At 66.7% G+C, this 19,024-nt stretch carries 14 protein-coding genes; 3 read left to right on the top strand and 11 right to left on the bottom strand.

Annotation, left to right across the window (positions count from 1 at the left end):
- Position 1: 1 nt before the first annotated feature.
- On the bottom strand, positions 2-754 hold the full coding sequence (locus tag N4S67_RS26470; RefSeq protein ID WP_260996018.1) for a CPBP family intramembrane glutamic endopeptidase: 753 nt from the start codon (positions 752-754) through the stop codon (positions 2-4).
- 32 nt (positions 755-786) lie between these two features.
- On the bottom strand, positions 787-3,207 hold the full coding sequence (locus N4S67_RS26465; protein WP_260996017.1) for a phosphoketolase family protein: 2,421 nt from the start codon (positions 3,205-3,207) through the stop codon (positions 787-789).
- 86 nt (positions 3,208-3,293) lie between these two features.
- Between N4S67_RS26465 and N4S67_RS26460 the strand changes: the two genes are divergently transcribed.
- From N4S67_RS26460 to N4S67_RS26450, 3 genes are read left to right on the top strand one after another with little or no spacing between them, the layout of a single operon-like run.
- A complete protein-coding gene (locus N4S67_RS26460) occupies positions 3,294-4,169 on the top strand; it encodes a TIGR03619 family F420-dependent LLM class oxidoreductase (protein WP_260996016.1) in 876 nt (291 codons plus the stop codon).
- Positions 4,166-6,466, top strand: a complete 2,301-nt coding sequence (locus N4S67_RS26455) for a CaiB/BaiF CoA-transferase family protein (protein ID WP_260996015.1) — start codon at positions 4,166-4,168, stop codon at positions 6,464-6,466. The genes N4S67_RS26460 and N4S67_RS26455 overlap by 4 nt, the downstream gene beginning before the upstream one ends.
- Positions 6,466-7,935, top strand: coding sequence for an acetyl-CoA acetyltransferase (locus N4S67_RS26450; RefSeq protein ID WP_260996014.1), 1,470 nt, complete (start codon positions 6,466-6,468; stop codon positions 7,933-7,935). The genes N4S67_RS26455 and N4S67_RS26450 overlap by 1 nt, the downstream gene beginning before the upstream one ends.
- A 43-nt stretch (positions 7,936-7,978) precedes the next feature.
- Here N4S67_RS26450 and N4S67_RS26445 read toward each other — a convergent pair whose 3' ends face one another.
- The 9 genes from N4S67_RS26445 to N4S67_RS26405 form a co-directional block, all read right to left on the bottom strand.
- A complete protein-coding gene (locus N4S67_RS26445; RefSeq protein ID WP_260996013.1) occupies positions 7,979-8,560 on the bottom strand; it encodes a hypothetical protein in 582 nt (193 codons plus the stop codon).
- A gap of 59 nt (positions 8,561-8,619) precedes the next feature.
- Complete coding sequence (locus tag N4S67_RS26440; protein WP_260996012.1) at positions 8,620-9,342, bottom strand: DUF72 domain-containing protein; 723 nt, start codon at positions 9,340-9,342, stop codon at positions 8,620-8,622.
- On the bottom strand, positions 9,339-9,983 hold the full coding sequence (locus N4S67_RS26435) for an endonuclease (protein ID WP_260996011.1): 645 nt from the start codon (positions 9,981-9,983) through the stop codon (positions 9,339-9,341). The genes N4S67_RS26440 and N4S67_RS26435 overlap by 4 nt, the downstream gene beginning before the upstream one ends.
- A 19-nt stretch (positions 9,984-10,002) precedes the next feature.
- Entirely contained in the window at positions 10,003-10,335 is a 333-nt protein-coding gene (locus N4S67_RS26430) for a TfoX/Sxy family protein (RefSeq protein WP_260996010.1), read from the bottom strand.
- Between the two features lie 136 nt (positions 10,336-10,471).
- On the bottom strand, positions 10,472-12,838 hold the full coding sequence (gene lon, locus N4S67_RS26425; protein WP_260996009.1) for an endopeptidase La: 2,367 nt from the start codon (positions 12,836-12,838) through the stop codon (positions 10,472-10,474).
- A 151-nt stretch (positions 12,839-12,989) separates the two neighbouring features.
- The gene (locus tag N4S67_RS26420; protein WP_260996008.1) at positions 12,990-13,994 is read right to left on the bottom strand and encodes an esterase family protein; all 1,005 of its coding nucleotides are present in this window, start codon (positions 13,992-13,994) and stop codon (positions 12,990-12,992) included.
- A gap of 201 nt (positions 13,995-14,195) precedes the next feature.
- A complete protein-coding gene (locus N4S67_RS26415; protein WP_260996184.1) occupies positions 14,196-15,446 on the bottom strand; it encodes an alpha-hydroxy acid oxidase in 1,251 nt (416 codons plus the stop codon).
- A 6-nt stretch (positions 15,447-15,452) separates the two neighbouring features.
- A complete protein-coding gene (locus tag N4S67_RS26410) occupies positions 15,453-16,853 on the bottom strand; it encodes a mechanosensitive ion channel domain-containing protein (RefSeq protein WP_260996007.1) in 1,401 nt (466 codons plus the stop codon).
- Positions 16,850-19,018 (bottom strand): adenylate/guanylate cyclase domain-containing protein, encoded by a 2,169-nt coding sequence (locus N4S67_RS26405; RefSeq protein WP_260996006.1) that lies wholly within the window; start codon positions 19,016-19,018, stop codon positions 16,850-16,852. The genes N4S67_RS26410 and N4S67_RS26405 overlap by 4 nt, the downstream gene beginning before the upstream one ends.
- Between the last annotated feature and the right edge of the window lie 6 nt (positions 19,019-19,024).

The following is a 19,024-nucleotide window of genomic DNA, read 5'->3' as shown; positions in this document are numbered from 1 at the left end:
CTCACAACGACAGCTGCCACACCAGCGCCGCGGCCAGCGCGCCCAGCCCGTTCAGCGACCAGTGCAGCGCGATCGGCGCAATCAGGCTGCCGCTGCGTCTGCGCAGCCACGTGAAGACGAAGCCGGCGATCCCGGTGGCGACGACGGCGAGCACCACACCCGCGACGGTGCCCAAGACCCCCGTGCCGAAGATTCGGGTGAAACCGACGTTCTCACTGGTCAGACCGAACGACGTGGCGATGTGCCACAGCCCGAACAGCAGTGACCCGGCGGCGGCCACACCGCGGAACCCCCAGGCCCGGTTCAGCGCACCGTGCAGCACGCCGCGGAATGCGACCTCCTCCGGGATCACCGTCTGCAACGGGATCACCACCATCGAGGCGATCAGCGCGCCGGAGATCGTCGCGTAGTTGTTGTTCATGAACATCGGCCGGGTCCACGGCAGCAGCGCACCGATCGCGATCACGGTGAGCACCAGGCCCACCGCGGCAGCCGCGTACCCCGCGCCGGACCGCCAGTGCTCGCGGCCCAGCCCGAGCTCGGTCCAGTCCAGGCCGCGCGAACGCACGAGCACGATCAGGCCGACGGCTGCCGCGGGCACAGTCGCGATGCTGGCCCACGGGGTGGTGAAGTGCGCGATCAAATTCGTCACCACGAGCACCGCGACGACTACGCCGATGTCGAGGTAGATGTGGAATCGTTGCCGGGCGGACGGGCCCACCGCGTGAGCTGGTGCGGCGGCGTGGGCGGTCATCGCCGCAATTCTACGGGCGATCGCCGGGTGACTCAGTCTGCCGAACCGTCACCCGGCTCCCAGGTCCAGCCGGAGATGGCCGGATCGTCTTCGCCGTGCTCGCGGGTGTAGCGGCGTGCCGCCAGCCTGGCGTCGGCCATTTCCTGCCGAAGGCCCGCCGCCCTCGCGCCCAGCCCCTCGACCCGGTCGATCACGTCCATCACCAGGTGGAACCGATCCAGGTCGTTGAGCATGACCATGTCGAACGGCGTCGTAGTGGTGCCGCGCTCCTTGAAGCCGCGCACGTGCAACTGATTGTGGTTGGCGTGGCGGTATGTCAGCCGGTGGATCAACCAGGGATAGCCGTGGTAGGCGAAGATGATCGGCTTGTCCTCGGTGAACAGCGAATTGAACTCGCGGTTCGACAGTCCGTGTGGGTGTTCCGAATCGGGTTGCAGCCGCATGATGTCGACGACGTTGACCACCCGGACCTTGAGGTCGGGCAGTCTCTTGCGCAGGATGTCTGCGGCGGCGACCGTCTCCAGGGTGGGGATGTCGCCTGCGCACGCCAATACGACGTCGGGCTCGCCCAAGCCACTTCCCGGGTCGCTTCGCTCCTGCCCTCCGCCGGTGCTGCCCGCCCACTCCCAGATGCCGACGCCGCGGGCGCAGTGGGCGATCGCCTCATCCATCGACAGGTAGTTCAGTGCCGGTTGCTTGCCCGCGACGATGACGTTGATGTAGTGCTTGCTGCGCAGGCAATGGTCGGCCACCGACAGCAGAGTGTTGGCATCAGGCGGCAAATACACCCGGACCACCTCGGGGCGCTTGTTGGCGACGTGGTCGATGAACCCCGGGTCCTGATGCGACGCGCCGTTGTGATCCTGACGCCAGACATGGCTTGTCAGAAGGTAATTGAGTGACGCGATGGGGCGTCGCCAGGGCAGCTGCGAACTGCTGGACAGCCACTTGGCGTGTTGATTGAGCATCGAGTCGACGATGTGCACGAAGGCCTCGTAGCAGTTGAACAGGCCGTGCCGGCCCGTCAGCAGGTAGCCCTCAAGCCAGCCCTGACACAGGTGCTCGGAGAGCACTTCCATCACCCGGCCCTCGGGTCCGAGGTTCTCGTCGTCCTCGCTCGTCTCGGCCAGCCAGGCCTTGTCTGTCACTTCTAGCACCGGCGACAGTCGGTTCGACGCCGTCTCATCGGGGCCCATCAGCCGGAACCGGTCCGGGTTGCGGGCGATCACGTCGCGCAGGAAGGTGCCGAGCACCTTGGTGGCTTCGGCGGTGTCGCCGGCGGGTTCGTCCACCGCAACGGCGTAGTCGGCGAAATCGGGCAGATCCAGGTCCCGCAGCAGCAGTCCGCCGTTGGCATGCGGGTTGGCACTCATCCGGCGTGCGCCGGTGGGGGCGAGGGCACGCAGTTCGGGGCGCAGGGCACCGTCGTCGTCGAACAACTCCTCGGGGCGGTAACTGCGCATCCACTCTTCGAGTTGGGCCATGTGCTCGGGGTTGGAGCGGGTCTCCGACAGCGGCACCTGATGCGCGCGCCAGGTGCCCTCGACCTTCTTGCCGTCCACCTTCTCCGGACCGGTCCACCCCTTCGGCGTGCGCAGGATGATCATCGGCCACAGCGGCCTGCCGTCCTCGCCGTCGAGCGGGGCCGCCCGCTGGATCGCGCCGATCTGGTCGAATGCCTCGTCGAACGCGATGGCCAGTTGCTGGTGCACATTCGCCGGGTCGTCACCCGCCACGGTGATGGGCCGGTAACCGTATCCGTAGAACAACGACTCGAGTTCGTCCTGCGGGATGCGCGACAACACGGTCGGGTTGGCGATCTTGTAGCCGTTGAGGTGCAAGATCGGCATCACCGCGCCGTCGGTCACCGGGTTGAGGAACTTGTTGGAATGCCAGCTCGCGGCGAGCGGCCCGGTTTCGGCTTCGCCGTCGCCGACCACACACGCCACCACGAGATCGGGATTGTCGAAAGCGGCGCCGAACGCGTGCACCAGCGCGTAGCCCAGCTCGCCGCCCTCGTGGATCGAGCCCGGAGTCTCAGCGGCCACGTGGCTGGGAATGCCGCCAGGGAACGAGAACTGCCGGAACAGCTTCCGCAGTCCATCGACATCCTCGGAGATCGCCGAGTAAACCTCGGCGTAGGTCCCCTCCAGATAGGCGTTGGCCACCAGGCCCGGTCCGCCGTGGCCGGGGCCGGTGATGTAGATGAGATTGAGGTCGCGCTGGCGGATGACGCGGTTGAGATGTGCGTAGACGAGGTTCAGGCCGGGGGTGGTGCCCCAGTGGCCCAGCAGTCGCGGCTTGACGTGCTCGGGCGCCAGAGGTTCGCGCAGAAGTGGGTTGTCCAACAGGTAGATCTGGCCGACGGACAGATAGTTGGCGGCGCGCCAGTAGGCGTCGATCAGCGCCAGTTCGTCGTCGGACAGGGTTGGGGAGAGCGCCTGGGCGGTCATCTACCTCATCATCGTCGTGATGGGTGAACATCTGGGTGCCGTCCCCGTACCCGAATCGGCGAAACCTATTCACTAGCCTGACGTGCGTGCTGGGATTCGCGCTGCCGCAGTTCGGTGAGTCCGCGTGCGCCGACCTCGCGCGCTTCGCGTCGAGCGCCGAACAACTCGGCGCGGACAGCCTGTGGGTGGGAGACCGCCTGCTGGCGGCGGTGACTCCCTCGGTCGGCTACAACGGCAAGGACACGATCCCCGAGCGGTTCCGGACATGTCTGGACCCGTTCGTCGCGTTGGCGGTGGCCGCGGCGTCGACGAGGACCGCAATGCTCGGCAGCAGCGTGTTCGTCGCCCCCTGGTATCCGCCCGTCCAACTGGCTCGGCAGTTGACGAGCATCGACGTGGTCAGCGGAGGTCGACTGGTCCCCGGCTTCGGCATCGGGTGGTCACCCGAGGAGTTCCAGGCCGCCGGCGCGCCGTTTCGCGGCCGCGGAGCACAACTCGACGAACTGTTGGACGCGCTCGACGCGCTGTGGACCGAGGATCCGGTTCGGCACGAAGGCCGGCGCTGGTCGATTCCCGAGTCGTGGGTGGGGCTCAAGGCCGTCCAGCGCCCGCGTCCGCCGGTGTACCTCGGTGCGTTCACCCCCGCAGGTCTGAAACGGGTCGGTGAGCGCGCCGACGGCTGGTTGGCCGCGGTGCAGGTCCCCGACGCGGTGAACGTGGACATGCTCGACTGGCAGCGGAGGTTCATCGACGACGCCGCGCGGGCAGCAGGTCGAGACCCCTCGGACATTCACACCCACGTGCGGATCAACGTCGCAGAAGGCACCTCTGTGGATGCGGTGGCTCGAGCCGTGGCGACGTTGTCCGACAACGGGTTCGGCGACGCGTTCGTCGACCTCATGTATGTGGCCAACGATACCGACTCCCACCTCGAGTGGGCGGAACGGTTGCTGGTGCGGTGAGCGACGGACTACTCGCGTCGCTGCGGGTCCTGGACATGGGCGGGGCGCGATCCGACGGTGTGGGCCGGTTGTTCGCCGACTTCGGCGCCGACGTGCTGAAAATCGAGCCGCCCGAGGGCAGCAGCGCCCGTCGTGCGCGTCCGGCCGTGGCCGATCGCAGCATCGCGTTCACCATGCAGAACGCGAACAAGCGCTGCACGGTGCTCGATCCGCGCGACGCCGCGCATCACGAGCGCCTGTTGGATCTGGCGCGCACCGCGGACATCGTCATCGACAGTGGGCTCGACGGAACCCTTGCCGCGTTCGGGTCGTCGTGCGCGGCGCTCGCCGAGCGTTTCGACCACCTGGTGCTGTTGTCGGTCACCGACTTCGGAACGGACGGCCCGTACGCGTCGTGGCAGGCCACCGACCCGGTGCTGTACGCACTGTCGACGGCGCTGTCTCGCACCGGACCGACGTCGGGAACGCCGGTTCTGCCGCCCGACGGTGTGGCGTCCTCGACCGCCGCGGTGCAGGCGGCCTGGGCCGCGTTGGCAGCGTACTATCACAAGTCACGTTGTGGCACAGGCGAATACATCGACTTCTCTCGGCTCGAGGGAGTCTTGCAATGCCTCGACCCGCCGTACGGTTCAGAGGGCCAGGCCGCGGTCGGTGTGAAAGCGGCGACCGAACTGTCGCGAGGACGACCGCGCAATCAGCAGATCTACCCGATCTTCGAGTGCTTGGACGGGCATGTACGCATCTGCCTGCTGTCGCCGCGCCAATGGCGTGGGATGTACGGCTGGCTCGGCGAACCCGCGCAGTTCGCCGATCCGAAGTTCAACACGATCGCCGCGCGCTACGCGTCCTCACGCGAACTCAACGCCGCGATCGCGGCACTGTTCGCCTCCCAGTCGATGGACGCGCTGGTGACCGAAGGACAGCAGCGCGGCGTTCCCATCGCGGCCGTCCTCACGCCTGCGGAGACGCTGACATCGGACCATTTCCGCGCGGTCGGTGCCTTGACCGAAGCCGAGATCGCCCCCGGGGCCTCGCTGACCGTTCCGGCCGGGCCGTTCGTCGTCGACGGTGAGCACCTCGGTTTCGTGCCACCGCCGGCGCGTGGCATGGACGAACCTGCCTGGCGCAGTTCGTCTTTGCACGCCGAAGCCGCAGCCACAGCCACCGTGCGGCGGCCGTTCGAGGGCCTGCGCATACTCGACCTCGGCGTCATCGTGGCCGGGGGTGAGCTGGGCAGGCTGTTCGCCGATCTGGGCGCCGAGGTCATCAAGATCGAAAGTGCCGCCTATCCCGACGGGCTCCGCCAGACGCCGCCCGGCCTGACGATGAGCAGATCGTGGGCGTTGACGCACAGAAACGAGTACAGCCTCGGGCTGGACCTGCGTCATCCGGAGGGTGCCGCGCTATTCGCCACACTGGTGGCCGGCGCCGACGCCGTGTTCGCCAACTTCAAGCCGGGAACGCTTGATTCGCTGGGCTTTTCGTACGAGCGGCTGCACTCGCTCAATCCGCGGATCGTGCTGGCGGAGAGCAGTGCGTTCGGGGCCGGCGGGCCGTGGAGTGGCCGGATGGGATACGGGCCGCTGGTGCGCGCGACGACGGGCGTCACGTCGCTGTGGACCTCCGGCGACGGCGGTTTCTACGATGCGACGACGGTCTTCCCTGATCATGTCTCGGCGCGGCTCACCGCGATCGGCGCCCTGGCGGCCCTGATTCACCGCGACCGGGTTGGAACGGGCGCACACGTGCATGTCTCCCAGGCCGAAGTCGCGGTCAACCAACTGGCGACGTCGTACGTGTGCGACGCCGCCCGCACCACAGGCCTGCCGCTGACCGACGACGCCGCTACCCACACCGTGTACCCGTGCGATGGTGAAGACGAGTGGTGCGTGGTGTCGGTGCGCTCCGATGACGAGGCGGCCGCGCTGGCCGAGCTCACCGGCGGTATCGACGTCGGGCGGTGGACAGGCACGCGGGACAAGGTGGCGGTGGCAGAGGCGTTGCAGGAAGCGGGAATCGCTGCCGCACCCATGTATCGCGCCGTTGACGTGCTGACCGATCCTGCGGTGCGACACCGCAATCTGTACCGCGATATGGCGCACCCCCTGTTCGAGGCTCCGATGCCCAGCGAAACCGGCCCGGCGCCGTACACCCGCATCCCGCCCGCGGAGTTCCGGCCTGCGCCGATGCCGGGCGAACACACCCGGGAAATCTGCCAGAAGGTGCTCGCCATGACCACCGAGGACGTCGACCGGTTGATCGCCGAGGGTGTGTTGTTCAGTCAAGGAAGGCAGTGATGGACCCCAGAATGCCCGTGCTGGTCGGCTACGGCCAGTTCAACCAGCGCGACGAGAATCCGCAGACGGAGCCCGTCGATCTGATGGTCGCCGCGGCTCGTGCCGCCGCCGACCCGCGCGTGCTCGAGGCCGTCGACTCGGTTCGTGTGGTGAACCTCCTCTCGTGGCGCTATCGCGACCCCGGGCGACTGCTTGCGCAAAGCGTCGGCGCCCAGGACGCCACCACCCGGTACACGGGCATCGGCGGCAACGTCCCGCAGTCATTGGTCAACCAGGCCTGCCTCGATATTCAGGCGGGTCGTGCCGGCGTCGTCCTGATCGCCGGGGCCGAAACATGGCGCTCCCGAACCAAATTGCGCGCCGCAGGCAAGAGGGCACAGTGGACCAGCCAGGACGAATCCGTGCCACTGGCGGAGGGTTCGGACGAGGTGATGGTGTTGGCCGGGCCGGAAGACCTCCGCATCCATCTGGACCGGCCGGCCTACGTGTACCCGATGTTCGAGCAGGCGCTGCGGATAGCGGCCGGGAGAACCCCCGACGAGCACCGCCGCCACATCGGCGAACTGTGGTCACAATTCAGTGCGATCGCTGCGACGAATCCGCATGCCTGGAACCGGGAACCGGTGTCGGCCGAAGAGATCTGGCAACCGGGACCGAGCAACCGGATGGTCAGCTGGCCGTACACCAAGCTGATGAACTCCAACAACATGGTCGATCAGGGGGCCGCCCTGGTGCTCATGTCGGTCGATCGAGCAACTTACCTCCAGATCCCCTCGGAGCGTTGGGTCTTCCCGTATGCGGGGTCGGATTCGCACGACACCTACACCATCGGAGAACGCGCGGAGTTCCACCAGTCGCCGGCGATCAGGATTGCCGGTAGGCGGGCACTGGAGTTGGCCGAGACGAGCGTCGACGACATGGATTTGATCGACGTGTACTCGTGCTTCCCGTCGGCGGTGCAGGTGGCCGCCAACGAACTGGGCCTGCCCCTGGGTGACCCGCAGCGGCCGCTGACCGTCACCGGCGGGCTGACATTCGCCGGCGGGCCGTGGAACAACTACGTCACCCACTCCATTGCGACCATGGCCGAGCAACTGGCTGCCAACCCGGGTAAGCGCGGCTTCATCACGGCCAATGGGGGATACCTCACCAAGCACAGTTTCGGGGTGTACGGCACCGAGCCGCCCGCGCACGAATTCCGTTGGGAAGACGCACAACAGGATGTCGACCGTGAGCCGACGAGAACGGCCATCACCGAGTGGACAGGGGTCGGCACGGTCGAGGCGTGGACGACGCCCGTCAGTCGGACGGGCGAACCGGAGAAGGCGTTCCTCGCGGTGCGCACACAGGAGGACGCCCGTGTGCTTGCGGTGATCACCGACGCCACCGAGGCCGAAACCACGGTGCGCGAGGACATCGCGGGCGCCAAGGTGCAGGTCAACGACGACGGGACTGCGACGCTGGTGTAGGTCCCGCTTCGAGTTACATCTCCGCCGCCTTCCGATGTGGGCCCTATGGCGCCCCGGCGGGGACTTCGGTGTACTGAGGCAGGAATCCCTCTGCGGAGAAAGCGAATCCCTTGCCGGTGGCTTCGCTCATGCACGAAACTCCGGACTCCTGCACATTGCACCGGAAGCCGGCCGCGGCGAGGATCTTGTTGAAGTCCAGCACGTTGGCGGTATCGAGCGAGAACTCGGGTTGCTCCATCGCGACGAAGCGTGGGTCGGCGTCGCGCTCGACGATCACCGCGTTCGGCGTCGCCTCCTGGCCGAGGGGGTCGAGCACGAAATCGGGTTCGCCGGTGATGCCCATGGCCGACGGGAAGTCCGCTGACTGGCAGCCGGCCTTGACGCGCGGGACGATCGCGCAGGACCATCGCCCGCTCGGGGTGGTGAAGTAGTAGACCGCCTGCCCTGCGGGATAGGCGACGTAGTTGAACGCGTTGACGAGGTGCCTGGGGGGCGGGGGAGGCGGCAGGGGTGTCGTCGGGGTGGGGGAGAGTGTGGGTCGCGGCTCGTCGGTGTTGACGATCCGCTCACCCGAGCAGCCGACAAGAGCGAGCGCGAGAGCCGCGATCAGACAGATGGCACGCATTTCGTTCCCTAGCGTGCCGGAACGCACATCGCCGACGTCAGCGGGGGTGGGCGAATGACCTAAGCCAACAGCTCCTTGAGCCGGCGCGAATTGCGGATCGCGTGCCCGCCGAGGTCGTTGTTGAAATACACCAGCACCCGGTGGCCCTCCCGGTCCCATCCGGCGATCCGGTCAGCCCACTGCTTGAGTTCGTCGTCGGGATAGGAACCTGCGTACAACGAGTCCTGCGGCGGCCCGTGCAGCCGAACGTAGACCAGCGAGCTCGTCGCCTTCGGCACGCAGCGCAGACCCGCGCCGCTCATCACGACGTATGCGGCGTTGTTCCGTTCCAGCAGCGTGTAGACGGCCGGGTCGTCCCACGATGGGTGCCGCAGCTCCATCGCCACCGGAATCCAGTCGGGCATGCATGTCAAGAAGTGCTCCAGCAGCGCGTCGTCGCGCTCGATCGCCGGATGCAGCTGTACCAGCAGCGCCTCACGCCGGTCGCCCAGTGCGGTCCAGCAGCGCTCGAACCGCTCGATCCACGGTTCCGGTGACCGCAACCGCCGGTAGTGCGTCAGACCACGGTGCGCCTTCACGGTCATGGTGAAGCCCTCGGGCAGACGTTCGCGCCAGCCGGCGAACGTCGCATCCTTGGGCCAGCGGTAGAAGCTGGCGTTCAGCTCGACGGTGTCGTAGTTCTCGACGTAGCGAGCCAGCCGTTTGGCCACCGGCGTCTTCGGCGGATACAGCACGCCGTCCCAGTGGTCGTAGGACCAGCCGGAGGTGCCGATGCGGATCATTGCGCCGACGACAGCTTCTCGCGCAGGCCGTCGTCGAGCGACACCCGCACCAAAGCTGCCGCCAGGTTGGCGTTGCGTCGCGGCGCGAGTTCGGACAGCGCTTCGACGTCGGCGGGCAGCCCCATCGCGCGCGCGCCCGTCATCGCCCGGGTGTCGAAGTACGGCCGCACCCACGTCCAGGTGTCCTGCACCTCTCGCAAGAAGATCGCGGCTCCGGTGTCGCCGATCCCCGTGAACTGTTTGAGCAGACGCGTCGCGGCAGTGATGTCGTGTCCGCTGGACTCGGCGAGTTTGCGAAGGTCCCCGTCGTAGGAGTCGCTGACGGCTTGCGCGATGTCGACGAGCCGGGTCGCCGAGCTCTCGTCGTACCGGACGTAATGCGCCCGGCCGAATGCGCGGATCATGTCGGTGCGAGCCGCGTTGCGCACCGCATCCGGTGTGCGCATGCCCGCGGAGAACAACTCTCGCGCGGCGGCCACCGCGATCGAGGCATCGATCGGCTTGCTCGCCAGCATGCAGAAGGTCAACAACTGAAACAGCGGCTTCGGCGTATCCGCAAGCCGGATACCGGCTTCCTCGGCGTAGCTGACGCCCGCCTGTTCGAGCAGGTCATCCACCTTCTTGCGCGCCGCCGTGTCCACTCCGGTGGGCGTACCCCTGCTATTTCGGAGGCAAACGCTTGGCGTAGTCGACGCCGCGGCCCACCCACGATTGGAGCTGGCGTTTGGCCTTGACCCCCTCGGCCGACACCCGCAACCACCCGCGCGTCTCGCGGCCGGCCATCACCATCGGCGTGACATGCTCGCGGGTCAACAAGGTGGGCGTCTCCTCGGGCGGCACCCTGACCATCAACCCGCCCTTGCCGCTGACGGCGACCGACATGTTGCCGTTGATCAGGAATGCCAACCCACCGAACATGGTCTTCTCCTCGACGCCGCGTTCGGCGGCGATCAGCTCACGGACGCGATCGGCAAGGTCCTGGTCGTAGGCCATGGTCGAAGGCTAACGCCGCGCACAGACATTCACCCCATGCGTTGAGCGACGGTTACTTCGCTTACGTGACGCCATGGCGCGATGTGGTGTGATTCGTCGCCATGGCGTCACAACCGGCGGCGGTTGCCGGTGTCGGCTAGGCCGCCGCGGTCACGGACTCCGCAGGCTCCAGAGCCTGCGCGACGATGTCCGCGACGTCGGTCATCGGTTTGACCTCCAGAGCGTCGAGCACCTCGGCCGGGACGTCATCCAGGTCCGCCTCGTTGCGCTGCGGGATGAACACCGTTGACAGCCCGGCCCGTTGCGCGGCCAGCAGCTTCTGCTTGACCCCGCCGATCGGCAGCACCCGTCCGTTCAGCGTCACCTCGCCGGTCATGCCGACGTCCGAGCGAACCTGGCGGCCGGTGGCCATCGACACCAGCGCCGTCACCATCGTCACGCCGGCCGACGGCCCGTCCTTGGGGACGGCGCCCGCAGGCACGTGCACGTGGATGCGACGGTTGAGCGCCTGCGGATCGACACCCAACTGCTGGGCGTGGGAGCGCACGTAGGACAGCGCGATCTGCGCGGATTCCTTCATGACGTCGCCCAGCTGACCCGTCAGCTGCAGGCCCGCTTCGCCGTCGGTGGCGCCCGCCTCGATGTAGAGCACATCGCCACCGAGTCCGGTGACCGCGAGACCTGTCGCCACCCCCGGCACCGCCGTGCGTTCAGCCGACTCCGGCAGGAACCTTGGACGGCCCAGGTAGCCAACCAGATCCGGCTCGTCGATCACCAGCGTTGCGCCATCTCCGCCATCTCCATCGTCGTCTGCTCCTCGCGTGCGTGCAGCCAGCTTCGTGGTGGCCTTGCGCATCGCCTTGGCCAGCAGCCGCTCGAAGTTGCGCACCCCGGGCTCGCGCGTGTAATCCGCCGCGATTTTGCGCAGCGCGTCCTCGGTGACGACGACCTCGTCCTCGGTCAGCGCCGCGCGCTCACGCTGTCGCGGCAGCAGGAAATCGCGGGCGATGGCGACCTTGTCGTCAGAGGTGTAGCCGTCGATCTGCACCAGTTCCATGCGGTCCAGCAGCGCCGATGGGATGTTCTCGATGACGTTGGCCGTCGCCAGGAACACCACGTCGGAGAGGTCGAGGTCCAGGTCGAGGTAGTGGTCGCGGAACGTGTGGTTCTGCGCCGGGTCCAGCACCTCGAGCAGCGCTGCGCTGGGGTCGCCCCGGAAATCCGAGCCGACCTTGTCGATCTCGTCGAGCAGCACGACGGGGTTCATCGACTGCGCTTCGCCGATGGCCCGCACGATGCGGCCCGGCAACGCGCCGACGTACGTGCGGCGGTGACCGCGGATCTCGGCCTCGTCACGCACGCCGCCGAGTGCGACGCGAACGAACTTGCGCCCCAACGCCCGCGCCACGCTCTCACCCAGCGACGTCTTGCCGACACCGGGCGGACCTGCCAGCACCATGACGGCTCCGGACCCGCGTCCGCCGACGACCTGCAGGCCGCGCTGTGCGCGCCGCGCCCGCACCGCCAGGTACTCGACGATGCGCTCCTTGACGTCGTCGAGCCCGTGATGATCGGCGTCGAGGACCGCCCGCGCCGCCTCGAGATCGGTCGAGTCCTCGGTGCGCACATTCCACGGGAGGTCCAGGACGGTGTCGAGCCAGGTGCGGATCCAGCCGCTCTCGGGGCTCTGGTCGCTCGCGCGCTCGAGCTTGCCCACCTCGCGCAGTGCGGATTCACGCACCTTGTCCGGCAGGTCGGCGGCTTCGACGCGGGCCCGGTAGTCCTCGGGATCTTCCTCGCCCTCCGGCCGAAACTCGCCGAGCTCCTTGCGGATCGCCGCCAGTTGCTGGCGCAGCAGAAATTCCTTCTGCGTCTTCTCCATGCCTTCGCGAACGTCCTCGGCGATCTTGTCGTTGACCTCCACCTCCGCGAGATGGTCGGTGGTCCACTCGATCAGTGCGCGCAACCGCTCCGCAACATCAGGAGTCTCCAGAAGCTGACGCTTCTGCACCTGGGTCAGGTGCGAGGCGTACCCGGCCAGATCGGCCAGCGCCGACGGGTCGGTCTGCTGGTTGACGAAGTCGACGATCTGCCACGCCTCGCGGCGCTGCAGCACGGCGAGCAGCAGCTTCTTGTAGTCGGCTGCCAGAGCGTTGGTCTCCTCCGTCGGTTCGCCTTCCTCCACCTCGGTCACCTCGACCCACAGCGCGGCACCCGGCCCGTTGGCGCCGGCGCCGATGTGGGCACGGTTCTGGCCGCGCACCACCGCCGCGGTTCCGTTTCCCCCGGCGATGCGGCCCACCTGCACGATCGAGGCCAGCACGCCGTACGACGGGTAACGGTCCCCGAGCCGCGGGGCGATCAGCAGCTCACCGGACTCGCTGGCCCGCGCGGCGTCCACCGCGGCGCGCGCGGCGTCGTCAAGCTCGATCGGCACCACCATGGCGGGCAGGACGATCGGGTCGCTCAGAAACAGCACCGGCACTGACTTGGCTTCAGCCATCAATCCTCCAAAGTTTGAGTCTGATGCGCTCAACCTTGGCGGCGTCCGGTTTGTTCCCCATTTGCCACTGTGACGTTTGCAGGGAAAAGGCAGGGAGCCTGCCGTTCGGGGGTGACGGCAGGCTCCCTGTAGTGGGTGGAACTAGGCCAGTTCAGGCACTGGCTTGCGCCCCCAGCGTCCGCTGGACGTCGGGCAACATCTGCTGCAGCTGCTGACCCCAGTAGCCCCAGCTGTGCGTGCCCTGCGGCGGGAGGTTGAACACACCGTTGGCGCCGCCCGCGGCTACATAGTTGTCCCGGAAGCTGACGTTGGTGCGCAACGTCAAACCTTCGAGGAACTGCGCGGCCATCAGGTTGCCCCCACCGCCGCTGGTGTCCAGATCGGACGGAGTTCCGGAACCGCAGTAGATCCAGATGCGGGTGTTGTTGGCCACCAGCTGGGCCATGTTGACCATCGGGTCGTTGCGCTTCCACGCCGGGTCAGTCGACGGGCCCCACATGCTCTCGGCGTTGTAGCCGCCCGCATCGTTCATCGCCAGCCCGATCAGCATCGGCCACCAGCCCTCCGACGGGTTCAAGAAGCCCGATAGCGACGCGGCGTAGATGAACTTCTGCGGGTAGTAAATCGAGTACGTCAGCGCCGTGCTGCCGGCCATCGAGATGCCGACCACCGCGTTGCCGTTCTGCGACACACCCTTGTTGGCTTCCAGCCACGTGGGAAGTTCCTGCGTCAGGAAGGTTTCCCACTTGTAGGTGTAGTCCTGGCCGTTACCCCGTGACGGCTGATACCAGTCGGTATAGAAGCTGGACTGACCACCGACCGGCATCACGACCGACATGCCTGAGCCGTGGTACCACTCGAACGCCGGGGTGTTGATGTCCCAGCCGTTGAAGTCGTCCTGGGCGCGCAGGCCGTCGAGCAGATACACCGCATGCGGTCCACCACCCTGGAACTGAATCTTGATGTTGCGATTCATCGCGGCCGAGAACACATCCAGATATTCCACGGGCAGACCCGGCCGGGAGAACGCACCAGCAGTCGCCGACCCCCCGACGAAGCCGATCAGCCCGGGCAGGGTCGCCGCCGTCACGACGCCAACCGCCAACCGGCGCAACAATTTTGTCCCGGTATCCCGGTACCTCTCAATGAACTTCATAACGGCAACCAACCCACCTTTCATCACATGCCACCAAGCATTGCCGTTGCTCTTCCTGCGTTATGAAACACGCCCAGACGGCACGGGCCGCCGCGCAACACGGCGCGGCGACGTCGCGTTTGGCTAACGATTCCGACTCGGCGCGGCCTCAGGAACCTGCGATTTGGCCTGTGACCTGTGTGAACTGTGTGGCGGATGTGACTAGCTGCCGGTGCCTGCCCCGCCGCGTGTCAGGCGATGTAGCTGGGTGACGTGGCTCGGCGTCAGCTCGTCGACAGAGGTCACCCCCAGCAGCCGCATCGTGCGGCTGACCTGGCCCGACAGGACCTCGATCGCACGATCGACGCCCGCCTCGCCGCCTGCCATCAACCCGTAGAGGTAAGCGCGGCCCACCAATGTGAAGCGTGCGCCCAACGCCAGGGCGGCGACGACGTCGGCGCCCGACATGATCCCGGTGTCCAGCAAAACCTCGGTGTCGCGCCCGAGTTCTCTCGCCACCATGGGCAACAGGTGAAACGGCACCGGAGCGCGGTCGAGTTGACGCCCGCCGTGATTGGACAGCAGGATGCCGTCGACGCCGAGATCGACCACCGCCCTGGCGTCTTCAAGCGTCTGAATTCCCTTGACCACCAACTTGTTCGGCCACTGTGTCTTGATCCACGCGAGGTCGGCGAACGTGACGGTCGGGTCGAAGGTGCTGTCCAGGTACTCCGCGACCGTGCCCGACCACCGGTCCAGCTCGGCGAAACTCAGCGGTTCGGTGGTGAACAGGTCAAACCACCAGCGGGGATAACGCACCGTGTCGAGCACTGTGCTCAGAGTCAGCGCGGGCGGTATCGACATCCCGTTGCGGGTGTCGCGCAGGCGGGCGCCCGCGACCGGGACGTCGACGGTCACCAACAGAGTGTCGAAGTTCGCCGCGACGGCACGCTCCACCAAGGCCATCGACCGATCGCGGTCCTTCCACATGTACAGCTGAAACCAGTTGCGGCCATGCGGATTCGCGCGCTTGACCCCCTCGATCGTGGTGGTGCCCAGCGTGGACAGCGAGAATGGGATGCCCGCTCGCGCCGCGGCACGGGCACCGGCGACCTCGCCTTCGGTGTGCATCAACCGGGTGAAGCCCGTCGGGGCAATGCCGAAGGGGAGTTCTGACCGGTCCCCGAGGATCGTGACGCCGGTGTCGACCTTTTCGACATCGCGCAGGATCGTGGGGTGAAACTCGATGTCGCGGAAAGCTTGTCGCGCTCGCGCTAAGGACAGCTCATCCTCGGCGGCTCCGTCGGTGTAGTCGAACGCGGCCTTCGGCGTGCGGCGCTCGGCGAGGCGGCGGAGGTCCTCGATCGTCAGCGCGGACGCCAGCCTTCGTTGGGTCGCGTTCAGCTGCGGGCGCCGGAAGCCGATCAGTGGTGCCAGTTCGCGGGGGCGGGGGAAACGTCGCTTCATCGCCAGCGCCGACTACTCGCCCGCAGCCGCCAGCGCTCGGCGCAGGCTGGCTCGTCGCTCGTCAATGGCCCGTCCGAACTCCTGCAATAGCAGGGGTTTTCGCGCCACCAGATCCTCGATGACCTCGCGATCTAATTGCAGCACGGTCACCTCCTCGAGTGCGTATGCCGCCGCTGTGACGGCCTCGAGCGTCAGGGTGGTCTGCCCGAGAAACTCGCCCTTCTCCAGCGTACGCACCGGAATCAGGCCGCCCGCATTGTCGGTGGCCGCCAACCTGACCTTGCCGTTGACGATGAACATCATTCGCTTCGGAACCTGCCCGCTGTACTGGAGGTACTCGTCGGCGCCGTACCTGGTGAGCCGGACACGGGGCAGGAGCGCCTGCTGGTCGTCCTGGCTCAGCCGCAGCGTGGGCGCGACGATCCGCAGCGAAGCGCGCAGCCGTTCCGGTGTCTCGAATTCGTCGTCAGCTTCGTCGAGATGCAGGCCCGCGCGTCGCGATGCGTACCAGACCCAGCGCAGGAACATCGATTTCGCGGCGAAATCGTCGGCGGGGGTACGCAACGGAACCGCCGTGCTGTACTGCAGACCGCCGGCGTGCACGCTGGACGGGGTGGCACCCGGGCGCAGCTGAGGCAGCATCGCGGCGGCCCGGTTGAGCATCGCGATGACGTCGTCGGGTGGGTCGTCGACGGCGAACGTCGTCGTGACGCCCAGCGAGTGGGTCCCCGGCGGTCGGCTGTAATTGGTGAACGAGGCGGCGGCCAGCACCGAGTTGGGCATGATCAACAGCCCGCCGCCCGTGTCGATATGCGTGGCGCGCCAGTTGACTTCGACTACACGGCCGCGTGCAGAAGGCGTCTCGATCCAGTCGCCGAGCTGGAACGGCTGCTCGAAGAGCACCAGCAGACCGGAGATGATCTGGCCGACGGAGTTCTGCAGCGTCAGACCCAAGACGATGGACGTCACACCCAACGCGGTGAACAATCCGCCGACGTTCGCTCCCCAGATGTAGGCGAGCATGATGCCGACACCGACGGCAATCAGTGCGAACCGCGCGACGTCGAGGAAGATCGATGGAATTCGTCTGCGCCAGCTGCCATCGGGAGCGGTTTGGAACATCGTTGCGCTCAGGCCGGACAGCAGCAGCACCAGGACGACGAAGCCGAATACCGTCGCGACGATGCGGACCGGCGTCGCCTCGCCCGAGATCTGAATGGCCTGCACCAGCAGAAGAAGCAGTGCGCCCAGCGGCAGGATGTAGTTGCGCACCAGGTGCACCGGACGTGCCAGCGCACTGTTGCGACGAAGCAGCGCGTTGTGCAGTTCGGTGAGGAGAACCAGGCCGACGGGGAACCCGACGGCCACGGCGATGGCCCAGTAGAACCACGGCGCGTCGACGACGCTGCTCACGGCTGCCGCTCCGACAACCGCCAGACGGGTTGCTCCTCACCGTCCACCGTGATGTTGCCTGCGGCGGTGAACTCGCGGCTGTCGCGCATGACGTCGTACACGGTTGAGGTGACATAGACGCCTGGCTGGGGCGAGCCGCTCTGCACCTGATACGCCAGGTTGACCGCCGATCCCCACATGTCGTAGGCCAGCGTGGACCGGCCCACCAGGCCACTGGTCACCGTGCCGGTGTCGATACCTGCCCGCAGGTATAGCCGGTGCCCCGTCTCGCTGCTGAACCGGTCGATGACACGTTGCATTTCGATCGCGAAATCCACGGTGCGCCGGACGTTGTCGAGCCGGGGGACGCTCAGACCACAGCTGGCCAGATAACCGTTGTGCAGTGTGCGCACCTGCTCGACGCCGAGATTTTCCGCCGCAGCGTCGAATTGGCGCGTCAGCTTGTTGACGATGGAGAGCAGCTGATCGGAATCGAGATCGGTGCCCAATTCGTCGAGACCGACGATGTCGGCGAAGATGACGGTGACATCCCGATGATCCTGGGCGATCGTCTCCTCGCCCTCCCGGTAGCGCTGCACCACCGGTTCGGGCATCAGCGACAGCATCAGCCGGTCGTTCTCCCTGCGCTGCTCGGCAAGTAGATCCTCCTTTATGGCGAGGTTGCGGCTCATGTCGTTGAAGGCGACGGTCAAATCACCGAACTCGTCGCGAGACTGCACCGGCAGCGTGACGTGATAGTCACCGGCGCTGATCTGTTGGGCGCCGGCCTCCAGCCGTCGGATCGGCCGGACGAACAACCGCGCCAACAACATCGCGGCGAGACAGACGACGAAGATGATGACCACCGTCGACAACACCAGGGTGCGGGTGAAATTGGCGACCGGAGCGAACGCCTCCGACGTGTCGATCTTCGCGACGATCGACCAGTCCAACCCCCGGAGGTTCACCGGTGCGTACGCCTGCAGCGTCTCGTGGCCCAGGTAGTCGCTTTCGACGATGGTCCCGCGCTCGCCCCGCTGAGCCTGCCGGGTCGCTTCGGTGGCCACCGGTTGCACCAGGGTGGTGCCGCCCTGCCGGATCGCCTGCTGCGCCACGTCCGGAGGTGTTCCCGCATCGACGACGTCACGTTTGTACGCTTCGGGATCTTCGAGAAACAGCCGCGAGTCCGAACGCATCAGGTCGTCCGGCCCGACGAGGAACGTCTCGCCGGTCCTGCCCATGCCCGCGGCTTCCCACTGCTGATCGACGGTCATCAGATTGTTGATCCTCGAGATCGGGAACTGCAGCGCGAGCACACCCTGCACCCGGCCCTGCGGACCGACGGGGGAAAGCAACCACGCGGTGGGTTCGTCCGCCGGTTGGTAGTCCCCGAAGTCGGTCACCCCGACGTAATCGACCGCATTGGAGGCCATCGCCTTCTGATACGCCTCACGCAACTGGCCCTCGCGGTAGGGGCCGTTGAGGATGTTCGTGCCGAGGTCGACGCCCTTGTATGCGCTGTAGACGACGTTGCCGCGCGCGTCGAGCAGCAGTGCGTCCTCGAACTGGAAGCGCAGCACGATCTCCCGAAAGAAGTCGTTGAACCGCGCGTTGGCCGCGGACCACGCGCTGCCGTCGCGGGCATCGTCGAACCTGATCGCCTTGTCCCAGTCGTCGAAAGGAGCGGTGTAGTGCGCCTGCAGATACTTCTGAGCGTTCGACGTCGGCAGCAGCGCGCCGACGTCGAGAGTGTTACCCGTCTGTTGTTGCTCGGCTTTGCCGAAATTGTTGGCGTAGTAGTCCACCACCGACTGCCACTGTCCCGGATCGACTGTCGTGGCGTTCAATTCGTCGAATCCGGCGGTGAACGCGGTAATGGCTTCGTTGGCCGTCACGCCGCGGGTATAGATGATCAGTGATTCTTCGAGGTCGCTGAACTTGGCCTCGAGTTCGCGCGACTGCGAACCCCTGATCTCGGTCAGCCGGTCGAAAACCGAAGCCCGCAGTGAGGACCGGCCGGATTGGTAGCCGATCGCACCGACGACGGCTGCTGACAGAATGCTGGTCAGCAGCAGCATCACCAGTAGTTTGGATTGAATGCTCATCCGGGACAGCACTCTGCGCCGCAAGGTGCGGGCTGTGGGCGCAGCTTCGATCGACGTATGCGGTTCGGTCGTAGTCGTCATTGAATC

It is taken from the genome of Mycobacterium deserti (genome assembly GCF_025345615.1).
Classification (GTDB): Bacteria; Actinomycetota; Actinomycetes; order Mycobacteriales; family Mycobacteriaceae; genus Mycobacterium; species Mycobacterium deserti.
This window is presented reverse-complemented; position numbering and strand designations above follow the sequence as displayed.